15 protein-coding genes and 1 pseudogene are annotated in these 19,694 nt (G+C 64.6%); 7 read left to right on the top strand and 9 right to left on the bottom strand.

Annotated elements, in window-relative coordinates:
* The first annotated feature begins 86 nt into the window (after positions 1 to 86).
* Positions 87 to 1,013: a catalase family peroxidase gene (locus BcanWU425_RS10315; RefSeq protein WP_085361470.1), complete on the top strand. Its 927-nt coding sequence runs from the start codon at positions 87 to 89 to the stop codon at positions 1,011 to 1,013.
* A gap of 2 nt (positions 1,014 to 1,015) precedes the next feature.
* Here BcanWU425_RS10315 and BcanWU425_RS10310 read toward each other — a convergent pair whose 3' ends face one another.
* The 7 genes from BcanWU425_RS10310 to BcanWU425_RS10280 form a co-directional block, all read right to left on the bottom strand.
* On the bottom strand, positions 1,016 to 1,942 hold the full coding sequence (locus BcanWU425_RS10310) for an AraC family transcriptional regulator (RefSeq protein ID WP_085385352.1): 927 nt from the start codon (positions 1,940 to 1,942) through the stop codon (positions 1,016 to 1,018).
* A 270-nt stretch (positions 1,943 to 2,212) separates the two neighbouring features.
* Complete coding sequence (locus BcanWU425_RS10305) at positions 2,213 to 4,081, bottom strand: ABC transporter ATP-binding protein (protein ID WP_204512116.1); 1,869 nt, start codon at positions 4,079 to 4,081, stop codon at positions 2,213 to 2,215.
* Positions 4,082 to 4,090: 9 nt separating this feature from the next.
* The gene (locus BcanWU425_RS10300; protein ID WP_204512117.1) at positions 4,091 to 5,017 is read right to left on the bottom strand and encodes a 2-hydroxyacid dehydrogenase; all 927 of its coding nucleotides are present in this window, start codon (positions 5,015 to 5,017) and stop codon (positions 4,091 to 4,093) included.
* A 13-nt stretch (positions 5,018 to 5,030) separates the two neighbouring features.
* Positions 5,031 to 6,359, bottom strand: coding sequence for an NAD(P)/FAD-dependent oxidoreductase (locus BcanWU425_RS10295; RefSeq protein WP_204512118.1), 1,329 nt, complete (start codon positions 6,357 to 6,359; stop codon positions 5,031 to 5,033).
* A gap of 58 nt (positions 6,360 to 6,417) precedes the next feature.
* The gene (locus BcanWU425_RS10290; protein WP_085361475.1) at positions 6,418 to 7,293 is read right to left on the bottom strand and encodes an ABC transporter permease; all 876 of its coding nucleotides are present in this window, start codon (positions 7,291 to 7,293) and stop codon (positions 6,418 to 6,420) included.
* Between the two features lie 2 nt (positions 7,294 to 7,295).
* A complete protein-coding gene (locus tag BcanWU425_RS10285; protein WP_204512119.1) occupies positions 7,296 to 8,246 on the bottom strand; it encodes an ABC transporter permease in 951 nt (316 codons plus the stop codon).
* Positions 8,247 to 8,273: 27 nt separating this feature from the next.
* Positions 8,274 to 9,965, bottom strand: coding sequence for a peptide ABC transporter substrate-binding protein (locus BcanWU425_RS10280; RefSeq protein WP_231190414.1), 1,692 nt, complete (start codon positions 9,963 to 9,965; stop codon positions 8,274 to 8,276).
* Positions 9,966 to 10,181: 216 nt separating this feature from the next.
* Here BcanWU425_RS10280 and BcanWU425_RS10275 point away from each other — a divergent pair, with 216 nt between their 5' ends.
* Together BcanWU425_RS10275 and BcanWU425_RS10270 are read left to right on the top strand one after the other, a co-directional pair.
* The gene (locus BcanWU425_RS10275) at positions 10,182 to 10,814 is read left to right on the top strand and encodes a cupin domain-containing protein (protein WP_018454100.1); all 633 of its coding nucleotides are present in this window, start codon (positions 10,182 to 10,184) and stop codon (positions 10,812 to 10,814) included.
* 142 nt (positions 10,815 to 10,956) lie between these two features.
* Complete coding sequence (locus BcanWU425_RS10270) at positions 10,957 to 12,816, top strand: ATP-binding protein (protein ID WP_204512120.1); 1,860 nt, start codon at positions 10,957 to 10,959, stop codon at positions 12,814 to 12,816.
* Between the two features lie 176 nt (positions 12,817 to 12,992).
* On the opposite strand, the gene BcanWU425_RS10265 is transcribed toward BcanWU425_RS10270, so the two are convergent.
* Positions 12,993 to 14,012: an AraC family transcriptional regulator gene (locus tag BcanWU425_RS10265; protein ID WP_018454098.1), complete on the bottom strand. Its 1,020-nt coding sequence runs from the start codon at positions 14,010 to 14,012 to the stop codon at positions 12,993 to 12,995.
* Between the two features lie 187 nt (positions 14,013 to 14,199).
* Here BcanWU425_RS10265 and BcanWU425_RS10260 point away from each other — a divergent pair, with 187 nt between their 5' ends.
* From BcanWU425_RS10260 to BcanWU425_RS37680, 4 genes and pseudogenes are all read left to right on the top strand, one after another.
* On the top strand, positions 14,200 to 14,649 hold the full coding sequence (locus tag BcanWU425_RS10260) for a cupin domain-containing protein (RefSeq protein ID WP_018454097.1): 450 nt from the start codon (positions 14,200 to 14,202) through the stop codon (positions 14,647 to 14,649).
* 106 nt (positions 14,650 to 14,755) lie between these two features.
* A complete protein-coding gene (locus BcanWU425_RS10255) occupies positions 14,756 to 16,246 on the top strand; it encodes a flavin-containing monooxygenase (protein ID WP_085351881.1) in 1,491 nt (496 codons plus the stop codon).
* Between the two features lie 102 nt (positions 16,247 to 16,348).
* Positions 16,349 to 17,422 carry a hypothetical protein gene (locus BcanWU425_RS10250; RefSeq protein ID WP_018454095.1) on the top strand — a complete coding sequence of 358 codons (1,074 nt, stop codon included), beginning with the start codon at positions 16,349 to 16,351 and terminating at the stop codon, positions 17,420 to 17,422.
* 154 nt (positions 17,423 to 17,576) lie between these two features.
* Positions 17,577 to 18,752: pseudogene (locus BcanWU425_RS37680) on the top strand (YncE family protein).
* A 36-nt stretch (positions 18,753 to 18,788) separates the two neighbouring features.
* On the opposite strand, the gene BcanWU425_RS10235 reads toward BcanWU425_RS37680, so the two are convergent.
* On the bottom strand, positions 18,789 to 19,583 hold the full coding sequence (locus BcanWU425_RS10235) for an ABC transporter substrate-binding protein (RefSeq protein ID WP_018454093.1): 795 nt from the start codon (positions 19,581 to 19,583) through the stop codon (positions 18,789 to 18,791).
* Positions 19,584 to 19,694 lie beyond the last annotated feature (111 nt).

Genomic DNA, 19,694 nt, shown 5'->3' with positions numbered 1-19,694 from the left:
GGACAAGGCAGCGCGGCTTTAGGAAAGACGCCGGCGCTCCGCCAGCCCTAACACACGGACATGCCGCTTTTGCCGGAGGCCAAGCCATGTCCGAACTTCCCACCCCCGCTGCAACACCCGCCGCGGTCGTCGATGCATTGAAGGCGGTCGCAGGCAATCCGCCGAAGGTGCGCGCGAGCTTCGCCAAGGGTCGTTGTGTGCGCGGGACCTATGCCCCGTCCGACCGCGCGGCAGAGATTACGCGATCGCTGAGCTTCACAAAACCGTCGCGCGTGCTGGCGCGCTTCTCCGTCGGCGGCGGCAATCCCGGGGTGACCGACACCAACAACCTCGTGCTGCGCGGCTTCAGCTTCAGGCTGGGCGACGACGCCCATCGCTCGGACATCCTGACGGAAACCGCTCCGGTGCATTTTGCACGGACGCTCGACCAGATGCTCGCCTTCCTCGAGGCGCGCATTCCGGGTGCGGACGGCAAGCCCGACATCGAGAAGGTCCGGGCCTTTTCGGCGGCCAATCCTGAAACACTGAACCAGGCGAATTACGTCGCGGCACGCCGGCTGCCCGGCAGCTTTGCCGGCACGACCTATTGGGGCGTGCACTCCTTTCCCGCGACGAACGCGAAGGATGAGACCCGCTTCATCAAGTTCAAGGTCTCGCCGGTCGGCGGCGACGTCACCTTGAGCGAGGACGAAGCGAGGGCGAAGTCGGCCGATTTCCTGCATGACGATCTCGCGCGGAGGATCGTAGCCGGCGACGTCCGATTCAACGTGATGGCCTTGCTCGACCGTCCCGGCGATCCCACCATGGACGTGACCCTGCGATGGCCGGACGAGGACAACCGTGAGCAGGTGCGGCTGGGGACGATCGTCATCACCAGCCTCGAAGCCAACGCGGCCTGCGACGGCTCCATCTTCAATCCAGCCAATCTTGCCGACGGCATCGGCCATCCGCCGGACGAGATTTTTGCGGCGCGCCGCACGGCCTACACGATCTCGCTGGCGAAGCGTCGGTAACTTCAAGTCTTGTCCCGTCCACCATCCGTTTCTCGGCGCCATGCGCCCGGACTGACGCCGACGATGGACGAGAACACCCGCGTGAAATGGCTCTGATTGGCAAATCCGGCCGAGATGGCAATCTCGGATAACGGCAGGTCGCGGACTGTCATCAGTTGCTTGGCCGCCTTGACGCGCTGTTGGAGCAGCCATTGATGCGGCGGCAGGCCGGTGGAGATCCGGAATGCGCGTGAGAAGTGGCTGACTGACAGGCCAAGCTCGGTCGCGATCAGCTGCAGCGCGATCTTGCCCGAGAGATCGGAATCGAGCCGGTCACACGCACGCTTCACCTGCCATGGCGCGAGACCGCCGCGGCTCGGTTCCGCGGCCGGCTTCAGCCCACCATAGGTCTGGGCGACATGGGCGGTGAGCGCGAGCATCATGTGATCGACGAAAAGCTGGTTGGTCTCGTCGGGCCGACACAGTCCTTGCCGCAACGAGGCACCGACATGTCGAACGACCTCGTCGTCATGACCGACACCGGGCTCGTAGCTGAGCTCGCCTACGCGCGGCCCGCCCGGTTGCCTGGCAACGCTGTTGAGCGCCGAGCGCGGCAAATAGAAGAAGAGCGAGTGAAACGGCTTGTCGATCACATAGCGCGGGTCACGCTTGAGGTCGTACAGATAAGTCGCACCTGCGCGAACATCCGCCTTGGTGACACAGCGGCCCTCCTCCCAGCATTCGCAATCCGGATAGTCGCGGAGTTTCAGGCTGAGGAGATAGGCATCTTCCGCAGCCAGCGATCCGGAAATATCCGGTGTCGGATCGTCGTTGCGGACTTCGGTGACCGCGAGCTCGGCGCTGTGCAGCGAACGCGTGATCAGGACCGGTGCTTGCTTGGAGCGAAGGCCCTGCCCGAGCCTCTGCCCGTAGACGCCTGCTTGTGTCATTCTAGTAAATCCATCCGTAAAGGCACGTCTTCGCCGGCCTTCCCGAGATCCGCGCATTATCGGAGATCGCCGGCCGACGGTCCAGCTGCAGCGCATAACACGAAGCTGGCGCGGCCAGCCGTCGCACCGGGCCGTGCCGCGATGATTTCATTGTGATTTCAGCGTGATGTCACCGGCCTGGCGTCGCGAAGGACACCACCGTTGACCTGCCCGGCAGATCGCGGGGCGACTTCATCGTGCATTTTGGAAATAATTTGCGGCCTGCGCACGTCAGTTGGACCATTCCTCGCCCCAGAGCTGGACGACATGGCCCGGCGACACCTCACGAAATTGACGCACGGGCGGCTGGTAATCGGGCGCGCGCACCGGGCTTCTGATCTCGTCATTCGTGGCCTCGCGCCTGGTGCCGCGGCGCGCTGGATCGGGCACTGGCACGGCCGCCATCAGCTTCTTCGTATAGGGATGCTGCGGATTTCCGAACAGGGCCGCGCGTGGACCGGTTTCGACGATCTCGCCGAGATACATCACCGCGACGCGATGGCTCATGCGCTCGACCACCGCGATATCGTGGGAAATGAAGAGATAGGCAAGTCCCATGCTGGCCTGAAGGTCCAGCATCAGATTGACGACCTGCGCCTTGACCGAAACGTCGAGCGCCGAGACCGCTTCGTCCGCGACGATCAGCTTCGGTCCGAGCGCGAGCGCGCGGGCAATGCAGATGCGCTGGCGCTGGCCACCGGAGAATTCGTGCGGAAAGCGCGCGGCCATGTCGGCGGTGAGACCAACGCGGACAAGCAGGTCGGCGACCTTCTCCCGTGCCTGCGACGCCGTGACGAGCCCGTTGGCGAGCAATGGGGCCGCAATCGCCGTTCCCACCGACATGCGCGGGTTGAGGCTCGCGAACGGATCCTGGAACACGATCTGCATCTGCTTGCGAAAGTCACGCAAGGTGCGGGCATTCATCGCCAGCACATCCTGCCCGTCCACCAGAACGGTGCCGCTGTCCGGCTCCGTCAGCTTGAGAATGGAGCGGCCCGTCGTCGACTTGCCGCAGCCGGATTCGCCGACCAGCGCCAGCGTCTCCCCGGCGCGCAAGGTGAAGGAGATGTTCTCGACCGCATGGACGCGGCCCGAGACCTTGCCGAACAGGCCCGAGCGGATTGGAAAGCGCGTCGTGAGGTTGGAGACCTCGAGCAGCGGTCGCTCGGCAATCGAGACCGTATCGGGCGTCTCCGCCGGCTCGTCAGAGGTCCCCGTCACCTTGTCGACGGTCGGAAAACGCATCGGCCGCGTCCGCCCGTCCATCGAGCCGAGGCGTGGCACGGCCGCGAGCAGCGAGCGGGTATAAGGATGCGAGGGTGAAGCAAAGATGCGCGCGGTCGCATCGGTTTCCACTGCCTGGCCGCCATACATCACCACGGTGCGGTCCGCGATCTCGGCCACCACCCCCATGTCGTGGGTGATGAAGAGGATCGACATCTCCTCTTCCTGCTGAAGCTCCTTCAGAAGCTCCAGGATCTGGGCCTGGATCGTGACGTCGAGCGCGGTGGTCGGCTCGTCTGCGATCAGCAGCCTCGGCTTGCAGGCCAGCGCCATCGCGATCATTACGCGCTGGCGCATGCCGCCGGAGAAGCGATGCGGATGCTCGTGGAAGCGCGATTTCGCCGCAGGTATCCGCACGCGGTCGAGCAGGCATATGGTCTCGACCTCCGCCGCCGCGCGCGACAGGCCGCGGTGCTGGATCAGTGCTTCCGCAATCTGGAAGCCGATGGTCAGCACCGGATTGAGGCTCGTCATTGGCTCCTGGAAGATCATGGCGATTTCGTTGCCACGAACATCCTTCATGCTCGCTTCGGGCAGCGTCAGCAGGTCGCGACCGGCAAGCCGGACGCTGCCTTCGACGCGGCCGTTCTCCTTCGGAATGAGCCGCATGATCGAGAGCGCAGTGACGCTCTTGCCCGAACCGGACTCGCCGACGATCGCCACGGTTTCCCGCGAGGCAATATCGAACGACACGTCGCAGACGACGGGAATCCATCGCCGCTCACGCAGGAAGGACGTCGTCAGGCCGGAAACCGACAGCACCGGCGACTGCGCGTTGGCAGCGATTTGATCAGCTCCGCTTGCGCCCATGCTCATGCCAGTGTCCTAATAGCCGCGACTACGATCGACACGCCCCGGCAATTCTTCACCGCGGCGGTGGCGCGCAATCACATCCAGCACGAAATCGACCGCCGTATCCGGCGTCGTCATGCTGGCATTGTGCGGCGTGACCAGGATGCGCGGATGGCTCCAGAAAGGGTGACCCGCAGACAGCGGCTCCGGCTCGGCGACATCGAGGACAGCACCCGACAACGCGCCGCTGTCGAGCGCCGCGAGAAAGTCGGCTTCGACCAGATGCGGGCCACGCCCGACGTTGACGAGCGACGCGCCGCGCGGCAGGCGCGCGAACAAGTCCGCATTGAGGATGCCGCGGGTCTCATCCGTCAGAGGCAACAGGCAGACGAGAATGTCGGTCTGCGCAAGGAAATCCGGCAACGTCCCCATGCCCGTATAACAGGTGACGCCGTCGATCTCGCGCATCGATCGGTTCCAGCCGAGTAGTGGAAAGTCGAAAGCCGTGAGGCGTTCGAGCACGGCCTGGCCGAGTTGGCCGAGACCCATCACGCCGACGCGCCGCCGCTTCGCCGGCGTGATCCGGATCTCGCGCCAGACCTGCGCCTTCTGCTGGGCGATGAAGTGCAGGAGATCGCGATGCAGGGCGAGCACCGCCATGGTGACGTATTCGACCATGGTCTCGGCGATGCCAGGCTCCAGCATGCGAACGAGCGGAATGTGCGCTGGAAGTTTTTTCGCGTCGAACTGATCGACACCCGCACCGACCGAGAAGACCAGCTCGAGATTTGGGAAAGTCGTCGCGATGTCGTCGGGCGGCACCCACGCCACGAGATAGCGGATGTCGGCGGGATCGCCGATGTCGGGCCAGAGCCGGAATGGCACATCGGGCGCGCGCTCGGCGAAGAAGCCCGCCCATTCAGCGCCCCGAACCATGTTGGCCTTGTAGAGAACCGTCATGCCGCCAAAACTCTCAGAACGGGCTGACCGGCGCGAGCCGGCGGCCTTCGATCAGGCGCTTGTGGCTGTAGGCCGCGGGATCGACCAGCGGCGTCGCGCCCGTCACGATGTCCGCCGCGAGCTTGCCGGCCGCAGGACCGATGCCAAAGCCGTGGCCGGAGAAGCCGGTGGCAAGGAAGAAGCCAGGCATGGCATCGACCGGCGAGATGACCGGAATGGTATCCGGCGTGCAGTCGATCGTCCCGCCCCAGGCTTCCGCGATCTCGATGTCCTTCAATTCAGGGTTCGACTTGATCAGCGAAGCCAGCGCGGCATTGACCAGCGACATGTCAGGCGCGGGATCGCGCACCCGCTCGGTCTCGAATGGCGACGGCTTGTCCAAGCTCCAGTTCGTGCCGCGCATGAGCTGGTCGAAGAAGGATTTGCCGAACGACAGTTTCAACCCGTTCTTGCGATGCAGATAGGTCGGCCAGAAAGTTCGCGCGTACCGGAACAGATCAGGCGACAGTTCGACCGTGCCGCGGTTGCGTAGCGCCAGGGTAAAGCCGCCGTCGAGGCGGCGGCGGATGCAATAGAAATCGGTGCCGAGCGCACCGGAGGTGATCTCCGGCCCCGGCGTGGTCCGGCACGCGGTCGCATTGACGAGGCCGATCGGCAGCTCGATGCCGTGGCGACGGCAGAATAGCGACGACCAGGCGCCGCCGGACAGCAGCACCGATTGCGTGCGAACGGTGCCCTTCTCGGTGACGACGGCGCTCACCCGTCCACCTTGCGTCTCCAACCCACGCGCGGCGCAGCCCTGATGAATCGTGACGCCGTGCTTTCGCGCGGCGGTCGCAAGCGCCGGCACGGCCATTGAGGGCTCGGCGCGCCCGTCGCTCGGCGTGTGCAATCCGCCAACCCATGTCTCGGCATTGCCGGGCAGGCGCTCGGCGACCTCCGCCGGCGTCAGCACGGTCGAGTGAACCTGCATCTCGCGCGCCGTTGCGGCCCATCGCTCCCAGCTGGCGAGCTCGTCCTTGCTCTTGGTCAGGAACAGCACGCCGGTACGGCGGAAGCCGGCATCGACGCCGGCATCGTTTTGCATGTCTTCCCACAGCCGCAGCGCCTCGCGGGCCAGCGGGATCTCCTCACGCGCGCGGCCCTGCTGGCGGCACCAGCCCCAATTGCGGCTCGACTGCTCGCCGCCGACATGGCCCTTCTCGACCAAGGCGACGGAGAGGCCCTTCTTTGCGAGATGATAGGCCGCGGAGACGCCAATGACGCCGCCGCCGATGACGACGACATCCACCTGCGCTGGCAGGCGCTCGTCACTGTTTATGCGGGTGAGCGGCGGGGACATGGGAAACTCCAGATATTCAGTTCGATCGAGACAGCTCGGCTCGTCGCTAGTTTGCAGATCATGGGATGTTCATCCGCGGATCGAGCGCGTCGCGCAGGCCGTCGCCGAGGAAGTTGAAGCTCGTCACCGCAAGCGTGATGGCGAGGCCCGGTGCAATCGCGAGCCAGGGCGCGCTGGTGAGATAGATCTGCGCGTTATTGAGCATGTTGCCGAGGCTCGCGGCCGGCGGTTGGATGCCGTAACCGAGATAGCTGAGATAGGATTCGAGCAGAATGGCCTTGGCCACGTTCAGCGTCGCCGCCACCACGATCGGCGCGATCGCATTGGGTACGAGCTCGCGGAACATGATCCGCAGATTCGACGAGCCGAACGCGAGTGCAGCAACCGCAAACTCGCGCTCCCGCAGCGAGCGCACCTGGGCCTCGACGACGCGGGCCACCCACATCCAGGCGGTTGCCGCGATCAGCACGGTGGTGGTGATGAAGCCGGGCTCGATGAGCGCCGCGAGCGCAAGCAGCAGGAAGATGGTCGGAAAGCAGAGCATGGCATCGACGAGCCGCATCAGCACCGCGCCGACCACGCCGCCATAGAAGCCGGCGAAGGCCCCGACGACGATGCCCACCGCCATCGCCATCACCATCGCGACGAAGCCGATCGACAGCGAGACGCGCGCGCCCATCATCAGCCGCGCCAGCACGTCGCGGCCGAGTTCGTCGGTGCCGAGGATGTGCGCGCCCGACAGCGGCGGTGCGAACCGCTTCATGATATCGATGTAGGTGTCGTCGAACGGCAGGAGGTACGGGCCGAATGCCGAACCGAGAACAAGGACGAGAATGATCACCGCGCCTGCAAGTGCAAGCCGGTGCCGACGAAATCGCCGCCACGCGGCCTGGCCGGGTGCGGGTTGAGCGCTGGACAAGTCTACGGTCGTCATCCCTAGCCCACCCGGATGCGCGGATCGACGACCGCATAGAGGATGTCGGCCAGCAGCGACCCGATCAGCACCATGATCGCCGAGAACATCAGAATGCCCATCACCACGGGATAGTCGCGATATCCGATGGAATCGAGGAACAGCCGGCCCATGCCGGGCCAGGTGAACACGGTTTCAGCGACCAGCGCACCACCGAGCAGCGTCGGAAACTGAAGGCCGCCCATCGTGATCATCGGCAGCAGCGCGTTACGCAAGGCGTGAACCGTAAGGATTCGCCATTCCGGCATGCCCTTGGCGCGCGCGGTGCGAATGTAGTCCTGGTTGATGACTTCGAGCATCGAGGAGCGCATGAAGCGGCCCCACATCGCGGTCTCCACCAGCGCCAGCACCAGCGCCGGCGCAATGAGATGATGGAGCAGATCGAGCAGGGAGCCATCGCCGACGGTCTGCCGGTTGCCGGCCGGCAGCCAGCCGAGCTTCACCGAGAACACATAGATGGTGACGAGGCCGAACCAGAAGGTCGGGATCGACAATGCGATCATGGCGCCGACGGTTGCGAGCGAATCGAACAGCGAATAGCGGCGCAGCGCACCGAGCACGCCAATCCAGCAGCCGAGCAGCACCGCGATGATGGTCGCAGTCGCCATCAGTTCCAGCGTGGCGCCGAGATGCGACGAGATCACCGCCAGCACCGCCTCGCCGTCACGATACGAGCGGCCCCAATCGCCCCTCAGCATCCGGCCGAACCAATCGAGATACTGGATCGGCAGCGAACGATCGAGGCCGAGTTGCCGCGTGACGCGGTCGAGATCCTCCTGCGTCATCTGCGCGGACGCCGCGAATTGCGAGAGCGGACCGCCGGGCGCCAGATGCAGGATGGCGAAGCCGATCGCGGACACGATCACCAGCAGCATGATCGCCTGCGCCAGGCGATTGGCGACGTAACGGGCCATCTCAGGCGATCTCGCGCGCCTGAACCATCAGGCCCAATACCATTCGCGAATGTTCCAGCAGTTGATCGACATGTTGATGTTGGGACGGAAGCCTTGCAGCCCTTCCTTCACACCTTCGGCGATGAAGCCCTGGAACAGCGGCAGGATCGCGAGGTCGTCGCGGATGAGCTTTTGCAGAGCGCCATAGGTCGTCTTGCGCTGCGCCAGATCGAACTGCTTGGCACCTTCGGCGAGAAGCCGATCCGCCTCCGGGTTGCGATACTGATAGGTGTTGTAGCCGCGGCCACCTTTGGCAGGAATGGCGCCGGAGCCGAAGCGGGGCGTCACGTCGGGGTCGCTGCCGAGCATGAAATTCACTCCCACGATCACCGAATTGAATTTCGATTGCTGCCAGAAGTCGCCCCAGATCACGGCGGCCGGCATGTTGTTGACGCGCATCGCGGCACCGATCGCGCGCCAGTCCTGGATCAGCAGCTGCTGGGTCTGCTCACGCACCGCATTGCCCGACGTCGTTGAATTGGTGAATTCGAGCTTGACGCCGCCTTTCTCGCGCACGCCGCCGGCGCCGCGGACCCAACCGGCCGCATCGAGCAGCGTGTTGGCCTTGGCCGGATCGTATTTGTGCTGCGGCAGTCCCTGCTGGAACGACCAGGCCTGTTGCGGCACGAAGCTTTCGGTCTGCGTCGGCAAGCCGTAGTTCAGCGCGTCGATGATCGCCTGCTTGTTGATCGCGAGATACAGCGCCTCGCGCACCGTGCGGTCCGCCAACGCGCCGAACTCCAGATTGGGCGCGATGTGCTCCACCGACGACGTGGATGAGACGAAGATCTTGCGGCCCTTCAGCGTCTTCGCTTCCTGCACGAAGTTCGGCAGAATGCCTTGCAGGCCGGTGTAATCGACCTGGCCGGTGCGGAACTGGGTGTAGAGCACGGTCAGGTCTGGAATGTATTTGAACACCACGCGCTCAACGTAGGGTCCCTTGGCGTGATAGCCGGTATGGGCATTCAACTGAATGTGGTCGCCCGGCACGCGCTCGCCCCAGCGGAACGGTCCGGTGCCGACAGGCGCATTGTGGAACGGCGAGGCGTTCGGATCGGTCACCTTCTCCAGGATGTGCTTGGGCACGATGAAGGTCAGCGATCCCAGGATCGACATATAGGGCGAATAGGGAGCTTCCATGCGCCAGTGAATCTCGTCGGGCGCGACGATCTTGATGTCCTTGACGAGACTATGGCCGACGCGGCTGCGCGCGCGAAAATCGGGGTTGTTGATCAGCTCAAGCGAGAACTTCACGTCCTCGGCCGTGAACGGCGTGCCGTCGTGCCATTTCACGTCGCTGCGGAGCTTGACCTTCCAGGTCAGGCCGTCGGCCGAGAGGCCGCCATTCTCGACCGTCGGGACTTCGCGGGCGAGGTCGGGAACGAACTTGCCGTCGGGATCGATGAACCAGAGCGGCGAGAACACCTGCCACCAGATGCCCTGATCGACTTCGATGCCCGGCATCAGGGGATGAAAGACCGTCGGCTCCTGCGACAGCGCCGCGATCACCTGTCCGCGCGGCTTGTCCGGCGGATTGGTCGGGCGTTCTGTCTGCGCAAATGCGTTGCCCGATAGCGTCCATCCCGCCGCGGCGCCGGCCCCGAGCTGAAAGATCTGACGGCGATTCGGATTGCCGAGATGCAGTGCCCCAACGCCGAACTTCCCGGTGTCGTCCGCCATGACCACTCTCCGTTGTCGCACGCGGCACCGTCTCCCGGGCCCCGAGACCCCGGCAAAGGGACAGGAATGGGCTTTAGTGCTTCTAAATTTTCTATCAAAAGTTCATCACGACTAAATACAGCTGTCAATCATATTGCTAGGATGCGCGACCTTTTCACTCCGACTGAAGCTCCGGAACGTCATTGTCCGGGCTGAGATGATGCATGGGAGAGCGACATGGATGGTCGCGGCGAGATCAACGATCCGAAGGATGCCCCGCCGACCGAAGCCGACGATGCCGTCGACCAGCGCCTCGGCGAGACCGTGCGGCTGCTGCGGCAGCGCGCGGGCCTGTCGATCCAGGACGTCGCCAAGAAGACCGGCCTCTCCAACGGCATGATCAGCCAGCTCGAACGCGCGCGCGCCATGCCGTCGATACGCACGCTGCGCCTGCTCAGCATCGCGCTCGACGTTCCCATCTCCTATTTCTTCGAGACCACCGATCCCGCCGACGTGCAGCGCTATATCGTGCGCAAGAACGGCCGGCGCCTGCTGCGGCTCACCGCCAGCGGCGTCGTCAAGGAAGCGCTGACGCCGGCAGACAAAGGCCAGCTCGAATTCTACGAGCTCACGCTCAATCCCGGCGCCTCGTCCGGCACCGACTTCCTGCAGCACACCGGCGAGAAGGCGGGCTACATCCTCTCAGGCAGCCTGCGGCTGTGGCTCGACAACCAGGCCCATCTGCTCGACGCCGGCGACAGCTTTCGCTTTCCGAGCATCGTGCCGCACATGTTCGACAACCCGACCCAGCAGACGGCCCGCGTGATCTGGGTGACGACGCTGCGCCAGACCGATTCGCCGGCAGGTTGAAAGCGCCGCCAGCCCGGCACCACCGCAAATTGCCCCTCGACGCTGCCGCGCGGAATCTGTAGCTCACATCTGTAGCTCACGTGGAGCCGGTCATTGACAGGGCGGACACGAGGGTCTGCCACTGACGCGTTGGTGTGAGACCATGAAACTCAGGCGGCTTCTGACACTCGCGATGGCCGCGCAGGTCATCGTGACCGCGGCGGCTCTCCTCGTCTCCTATGCCGCGACCGGAACCGGGTTCGGCATTGCCCAGATCGTCGCCATGCTCGCAAGCGGCGCCATTGCGGTCCTGCTCGCTCGTCTGTGCACGCGCGCGATCGAAACGGCGCAGGAAAAACGGGCCGCCGCGCTACTGACCGAGCAGGCGCGGGCCAGCGCACAGATGACGCAAGCGGTCATCAAGACCGCGCTCGATGCCTTCGTTCAGACCGACCAGAACGGCATCGTGCTGGAATGGAGCCTTCAGGCCGAGGCCCTGACGGGATGGACGCACAAGGAGGCGCTCGGCACGGACGTCGTCAATCTCCTCATCGCCGAGCCGCTGCGCGACGGCTTCAGGCAACGCATGATGCGGCTGCTGCCGGAATTGTCGGATACGCCGATCGGCATCCGGTTCGAAGCGACCCTGCTGCACCGGGACGGCGACGAGATCCTGATCGAGGCCTCCAGCACGGCGCTCCACATCGGGGGGCGCACCCTCATCAACAATTTCGTCAAGGATGTCACCCAGAAGCGCGCCGCCGAGGAGCAGCTGATCCAGGCCCAGAAGATGGAGGCGATCGGTCAGCTCACCGGCGGCATTGCGCACGAATTCAACAACATGCTCACCGTGATCACGGGCACGATCGAGATCCTCGCCGACGCCGTGAAGGATAATCCGCCGCTCGCGACCATCACCAAGCTGATCAGCGACGCCGCCGATCGCGGCGCCGCGCTGACGTCGAGCCTGTTGTCCTTTGCCCGCAAGCAGGCGCTCAAGCCAGCCGAGAGCGACATCAACGAGCTGCTCGAAGAGCTCGCAAAGCTGCTGCTGGCAACCTTCGACAAGAAGATCGAGATCGTGACCCGGCTCGACGGCAACATTTGGCTCGCCCTCGTCGATCGCGGCCAATTGAGCTCGGCGCTTCTCAACCTCGCGATCAACGCCCGCGACGCGATGCTGGACGGCGGCAGACTGACGTTGACGACGCGCAACGTCGTGTTCGGCGTCCGCGAGGCCGTGGCGGTCGGGGCCGGCTATGCCGGCGACTATGTCGAGATCGAGATAGGCGATACCGGCACTGGCATTCCGCCGGCCATTCTGGAGCGGATCTTCGATCCCTTCTTCTCGACCAAGGACATCGGGAAGGGCACCGGGCTCGGGCTCAGCATGGTGTTCGGATTCATCAAGCAGTCCGGTGGCGGAATCAAGGTCGCTTCCGAAGAAGGACGCGGCACGACTTTCACGATCTATCTGCCGAAGGCGGAGGCGAGCACGCTTCGCCCCACCGGCTATGACGAGCGCAAGGTCGTGGGCGGGACGGAAACCATTCTTTGTGTCGAGGACGACCGCGACGTCCGCCAGTACGTCACGGTTCAGCTCGAAAGCCTCGGCTACAAGGTCATCTCGGCCGCCAATGCAGCCGAGGCACTGGCCATCGCGGCCGAAGGCACGCCCTTCGACCTGCTTTTCACCGACATCGTGATGGCCGGCAGCTTGAACGGACGAGAGCTCGCCGACGACATGGTGGCATCGCGCCCCTCGCTGCGGGTGCTCTTCACGTCGGGCTATGCCTACGACGCCCCGCATGCGCAGGGGCGCGCCACCAAGGGCGCACCGCTTCTGACAAAGCCCTACCGCAAGGCCGAGCTCGCGCGCATGCTGCGCCGCTCTCTCGACACCGCTGTCGACGACGCGGGCGATCCGATCCCGACGCCCTATTCCGTGCAGGCCGATCTCGAAGGCTTTCTGCGCAGGCAGGCGGCTGAACGCGATGGCGCGACAAGGTCGCGGAAGACCTAGGCCATCCGCTGCGAATTCCAACGCGGGTGGCATGGTTGAATGGTCAATCAACGACAAGCTAAAAGACTGCGACGATCAGTATTGCTGGGGCGATGTTACTCAGGCGACGACGTTCAAATGATGCCGCGTCTTCGCGCCGCGCGCTCCCCAACCGACATCGGGAAGCCGCCGGCGCATCAGCTCATCTTCCGCCGCAGCGTCGCTGACGGCGTCTCGCCGAATTTTTCGCGATAGGCGCCGGCCATGCGGCCGAGATGGGTGAAGCCGAGATCGAAGGCGATCTCGGTGATCGAAGTGTCCAGCTCGGCTTGCGTGAGCCGGGTGTGGAGATTGGCGAGGCGCATGTCGAGCAGCATCTGCGAGATCGACACGCCGAAATGACGGCGGAAACCGAGCTGTAGCGCGCGGATGCCGATCCCGGACTCACAGGCGAGGTGCGCAACGTCGAGCGGCTCGCAGGCATTCGCCGCGAGGCAGTCCCGCGCAGTGTGCAGCGCGCGCGGCAGACGCTCGCCCTGGCCCGAGAACGTTCTGATCGCGTCGGACAGGCCGTGCCGCTGGCCGTCGAGGAGGTAATGAAGCAGCGCCTCGCGCCAGCCCGCGGTCGCGACCGGTGAAAGCCTGCCGGACGGTCCGAGACCTTCGGCGAGCATCATCAGCTCGACGAGCTTCGCCGCGAGGCCGCGCGCGGCCGGCACGTTCAGGTCGAGCGTAGGGTCGAACTCGACCGCGCCGGTCGCCCTGCCCGACAATGCCGCTGCGCGCTGCTCGACCATGCGGCGGTCGAGCAGCAGGATCGCTTGCGCCGACTCGGTCCAGATCATCCGGGTCGGGATGGTCGGCGACAACAGCGACGCCGTCCGTTCCGGCGCTGTGTCGAGTTCGCGGGTACCTGCGCGGATACGGGCCGTGCCGGCGAGCGGGATCTGCACCAGGAAGAAGCGGTCGAGGCAGCCGGGATCGATGGTGACGGATCCGCCATAGGCGACATAGTTGATGGAAAAGCCGTCGAAGGCGGCACAATTGTGCCTGGCCGAGAAGCCCGACCTCCGCATCGGCGTCAGATCATGCGGGCAGAAGATGCGCCCGACCTGCTCGGCCGCCTCGTCGGCGTCGTCGGTGGTGACGCGGGCGAAAGCCGCGAGCCTTTCGGCCGCGGATCGAGGCGTGCTCATTTCCAGCTCGGCTGCGGACATCGCCGACCACGCTTGGCATCACGGAATATTTTAAACCTATAATAGTTCCCCGTCCCCGGAAAGAGCCCTGTCGCAAAAACGTCGTGCCGCACGGCACAGGACGTGTCCGGATTCGTTTAGCGGATAGACAGCAGCCCGCGCCTGACCGAAGCTCCACCCTCGTCGGGATCCACGATGGAGGCGAGCCATGACTGCACTCGAGAAGGGCATTACCGCGAACGGCACGGGCTATGGCGGCAAGACCTGGAATATTCTGGGCCAGGTCTATTTTCCCAAGGCCGTCACCGATTCCACCTTTGCCTTCGAGACCAACAGCGAGCCGGGCCAGTTCGTGCCAGTGCACATCCATCCGACCCAGGACGAATTCATCCTGGTGCAGGAGGGCACGCTCGACCTCAAGCTCGACGGCAAATGGGTCAAGGCCAACGCCGGCGATCTCGTGCGCCTGCCGCGCGGCATCCCGCACGGCTATTTCAACAAGTCCGACAAGCCGGCCCGCGCGCTGTTCTGGGTCTCGCCGATGCAGAAGCTGGAGGCGCTGTTCAACCAGCTCCACAATCTGGCCGACCCCGCCGAGGTCGTGCGCATCTCGGCCCTGCACGAGGTCGACTTCCTGCCGCCTGAAGCCAACGACTAGGCGGCCGCCCCACTCCCATTTCTGTTTCGTCGCAGGTCCAGCGGCGGCGCAGCGCGGCCGAACGCGGCCTGCTGTGCCCAGAACATTCGAGCTCGCGAGCAATCCCATGGTCAACCCAAAGCATGTCTGCGTGATCGGCGCCGGCGTCTCCGGCCTTGCCGCCGCAAAGGCGTTCTCGACCCGCGGTCACCGGGTCACCATCATTGAACGCAGCGCCGATCTCGGCGGCGTCTGGGAGCCGGCGCGCTCCTATCCGGAGGTGCAGACCCAGAGCCCGAAGGAGCTCTACCGCTACACCGACCGCGCCATGCCCGAAGCCTATCCGGAATGGCCGACCGGATCGCAAGTCCACGCCTACCTCGCCGACTACGCACGAATTTTTGGCCTCGACCGTATGCTGCGTTTCAACACCAGCGTGTCGGGCATGGCGCGACGCGCCGACGGCAGACCAGGCTGGACGCTCGCGCTCTCGGACAAGAGCGGCGCCAGCACAGCTGAGGATTTCGACTTCGTCGCGGTCTGCACCGGACAGTTCAACGAGCCGCGGGAGCTGCACTGCCCAGGCGAAGACGGCTTTCTAGCACAGGGCGGGCAGATCCTGCATTCATCGAAATACAACGATCCTCAAGTGGTGAAAGGACGGCGCGTCGTCGTGCTCGGCGGATCGAAATCGGCAACCGACATCGCGGTGAACGCCGTGAAAGCGGGCGCGCGTGAGGTGACGATCGTGATGCGCGAGCCGGTCTGGCGCATTCCTTATTTCATCGGCGGTCTCGTGAACTTCAAGCGCATCCTCTACATCCGTGCGCAGGAGGAGATGTTTCCGGGCTGGGGCATCGGCGCGATGTCGCGCCTTGCGCATCGCATCGCAGCACCGTTCGTCTGGGCAAACTGGCGCGGGCTGGAAAGCCTGTTGAAGGCGCAGCTCAAGCTGAAGCAATGCAACATGGTGCCGAAGGAGCGGATCGAGGACGGAGTCAACTGCTCGGTGCCGATCGCAACACCCGGCTTCCATCCGATGGTAGCCGACGGCCGCATCAAGGCCGTGTTCGGCAGCTTCGATCATTACGACGGTGACACCATCGTGATGAGCGGCGGCGAGCGCGTGGCGGCCGATGTCGCGGTGCTCGCGATCGGCTACAAGCTCGGCGTGCCATTCCTGCCCGCCGCGTACCAGGCAAAACTGGTCGATGCGGATGGGCAGTACCGGCTCTATCGCCTGATCGCCAATCCCGACCTGCCGGAGCTCGGTTTCGTCGGTTTCAACTCCTCGTTCTGCACCGTGCTCTGCGCCGACCTCGCCGCCAACTGGCTGGTCCGTTACGCCGACGGACAGCTCGCACGCCAGCCGACCGCGCAACAGATGCGCGACAACATCGAGATGATGCTGCACTTCAAGCGGGTCGAACGGCCGGCTGCGGGCGTCTATGGCGGCCTCTGCGTCGCGCCCTATCACTACCGTCACTTCGACGAGCTGATGGCCGACATCGGCGCCAAGGAGCAGAAGCGCGGCGGGCTCGCGGGCCACTTCCGGCCGCCGGACGCGGACGCCTATGCGCGGTTTCTCGCCTCCGCGCCGGATTACCAAGCGGCGTGAGGCCGCGAATTCGGGCCGAGTGGGATTTGCCGCTCGCCAGCCCTCGCCTCCGATGCTTACGATCCCCTTGGCCATCGAATCGACAGGCCCAGGGAACCGGCCATGAGAGCACGACATCGCGCCGCCGCAGTCATAACGGCGCTTGGGCTGATCCTTGCGACCTTCGTCCCGAGCCTGGCGCAAACGCTCACGGCCAGGCAATCGGAGGCGGTTGCGACCTACGAGCGTGCGCTCGGCGATTTCAAAGCGATTCTCTCCGAGCGGCGCCGCCAGATCGACGCCAAACAGCCGCTGCCGAACCTGCCGGGCCAGGCGCTCTATCTGGCACGCGTCGCCGTGATCAGTGCTTACAAGGATCTCACCGACGTCATGCCGTCGCGGACCGGCAGGCCCAACAAGTTCGAGATCCCGCCGGCCTATTTCGATGCCGACATCGAACCGCTGGTGGACGAATACTCAAAGCTGTTCGAGATCATGGAAGCGCCGCCGGCCGGCGCGCAGAACTCGGCGACACCGTTCAAGGACGTGGTGGATCTCGCGGTCGCGATCGCACGCGCCAAGGGGTTGGCGCCTGACCACGCCGAAGCCGCGGGCCGGATCAGTCTGGGGCTGTTCTTCGCCGAGACCAACGGCAAGCAGAACGTCCGCAACGGGCGCTCGAACACCTATATGGGCAGCTTCCAGACCGGCCCGTCCGAGGACCGCAACGGCCATAGGAAATGGGACGCCATCAAGGGCGAGATCGCGGCCGCCGATCCCGGGTTGAGCGCGCGCGACGACAAGGAGGAGGCGCGGGCCCGCGGCACCGATCATCGCTTCAATCACTGGACCAACGTGCGCGACGGCCTGATGAACGCGCATGCGGATATTTTCCGGGAGATCCCAGGAATCGTGAAGACGCTGCCCGACCCGATCGACCAAATGAAGCTGTTCGAGCTGATCCAGATCGTTCCCACGCCGACGCGGGCGGCGCTCAGGTCCGGCGATCTCCTGAACTACAGGGTGTCCAGTCCGACGATCATGAAGCACCTGCGCAACAACAGCATCTTCGCATTCGGACAGGCCGACCGGGCGCGCACCTCGGCAAGCTTCCGGGAAATCCTTGGCGCGATGTGGCTGTTCAAGCGGAAGTTCGAGAAGGCGATGGCGAAATACGCGGAGATCAAGCCACGCTGAGGGGCCTCGCCGCGTGGCACGCGACTGAGAGGCTAGCTCCCGCCTTGTAGCCGTCCGTCGGCGTCTTCAAAGGCAAACGCTCGCCACCTGGTCATTGCGTCCTGCGCCCGGTGCATTTAGCTTCTCCGGACAAGAACAAATCTCGGGGGGACATATGACAGCCGCTCTTCGCAAGCGCACGCGCCGTGCCGCATGTGCTTTGATCTCAACATCCCTGGCGGGCCTCGCCAATTTCGCCGCGCACGCCGAGATCGTCGTCACGGCCAATGACGGCAAGATGGTGCTCGAGAACGGCAGCGCCCTGGTGCGCAAGCAACCACTGCCGGACACGGTGAGCGTCATCGACTTCACCGACGGTGCCTTGAAACTTCTAGGCGAGGTGCCCGCCCCGGCCAGCGTCGTCGGACCGCCGCCGAGCGTGGCAATTGCGCCGGATGGCGCGTTCGCCCTCGTTACCGGCGCGATGAAGCTCGATCCCGCGGATCCGACCAAGACGGTGCCCGACGACAAGCTTTCGGTCATCGACCTGAAATCCACGCCGCCCAAAGTACTGGCGACCTTGCAAGCCGGCGCGGGCGCTGCCGGCGTTTCGATCAACCGCGCGGGCACGCTGGCGCTGGTTGCGAACCGCAGCGAAGGAACGGTCTCGGTCTTCACCATCAGCGGGGGCACGCTTGCGCCCGTCGGCAAGATCTAGCTCGGCGACGCCAAATCAGGCCCCAGCCACGCGGTCTTTTCCCATGACGGCGCGACCGCGCTGGTCACGCGCGACGGAGACAGCAAGATCTCGCTTCTGACTGTGGACGGGAGCAAGGTCGAGTACGCCAAGCGCGATCTCTCCGCGGGCATCCGCCCCTACGACATCGATCTCACCGGCGGCGCCGCCGCCATCGTCGGCAATGTCGGCGCCAGCAGCGGCGACAACGACTCGATCAGCCTGATCGACATGACGGCGAAACCGATCCGCGTCGTCACGACAGTCACCGTCGGGCAGACGCCGGAAGCCGTGAAGATGTCCCCGGACGGCAACTACGTGGCCGTGACCGTCATGAACGGTTCGAACAAGCCGTCAGCGTCGCCGTTCTTCAACGATTTCGGCCTGCTCAAGGTCTACAAGATTTCGGGCACTGACCTTACGCCGGTGACGGAAGCGAAGATCGGCCATTGGTGCCAGGGCATGGTGTGGTCCAAGGACTCCAAATATGTCGTGGCCCAGTGCATGGTCGAAAACGAGCTGATCGCCTTCTCGTTCGATGGCAAGGCGCTGAACAAGACATCCACGCTCAAGATGCAAGTGAGCCCCGCGGGCATCCGCACCGCGGAGCCGTAGGGCCGGAGCGCGGCGCAGTCATCCTGCGCCGCCGTCCTATTCGGTGCGGATCGGCGCGTCCTTCAGGCCATTGCTGTCATAGGCCTTGCGCAAGGTGCCATTCGTCACCGCCTCGTTCATGAATTTGGTGACGAAGGTCAGCGCTTGGGGGTGGCCGAGCGGCACAGCGACCGCCGTGACGGTCTTCTTGAAGGTCTCGTCGAGCACGCGCGTGCCCGGGATCTTCTGCGCCATCTTGTTGAGCTGGTCGCGCGACAGCGCAAACGCATCGATCTGGCCGCTGCTGAGGAGGCCGAAGATCTCGTCATAGGTCTGATAGCCCGTGACCTTCGCATTCTTCAGATGCGCGGCCGCGCCGCGCATCGTGGTCGTGGCGTTCACGGCCGCGACCTTGATGCCCACCTGATCGAGCGTGGCGAAATTGGTGACGTTCGAGCCTGATTTGACGATGTAGGTGGCGTCCGCGACCTCGTAGATCGGGCCGAACATCATCCTGCTCTCGCGCTCAGGATCTTTGGGCAACCAGGTGACGTCCCAGTTGCCGTTCGATGCCGCGTCAGTGATCTGCCCTGAATTCTGGTACACGACATATTCAACGGGCACGCCGAGTTGCCCGGCCATCTCCCTGCCGAGATCGACCGGCACGCCGGCATAGCCGTCTCCGGTCTTGGTGGACCAGAACGCGCCGCCAGCCAGGCTGATCGCGATCGCGACCCGCAGCTTGCCGGTCGGTGCGATCTCGTCCTTAAGTCCATCGCCTAGCGCGGGCATGACGACCGCCGCGGCGAGAATGAGGCCGGCAAGGACCGACTTAAGGACCGACGTGGGCATGTCATGATCTCCCGACCTTTTCTTCTTGTATTCTTCTCTTGTTCGTCCCGACCGCTTCGCGCGCCGTCGCTCGGCCTGTGACATAATTCTGGTCGATCGTGTGCGCGATGA

Origin of the sequence: Bradyrhizobium sp. WU425 (assembly GCF_021052305.1) — a bacterium.
Taxonomy (GTDB): Bacteria; Pseudomonadota; Alphaproteobacteria; order Rhizobiales; family Xanthobacteraceae; genus Bradyrhizobium; species Bradyrhizobium canariense_D.
The sequence above is the reverse complement of the archived record's forward strand: the minus strand, read 5'-3'. Positions and strand labels throughout refer to the sequence as shown.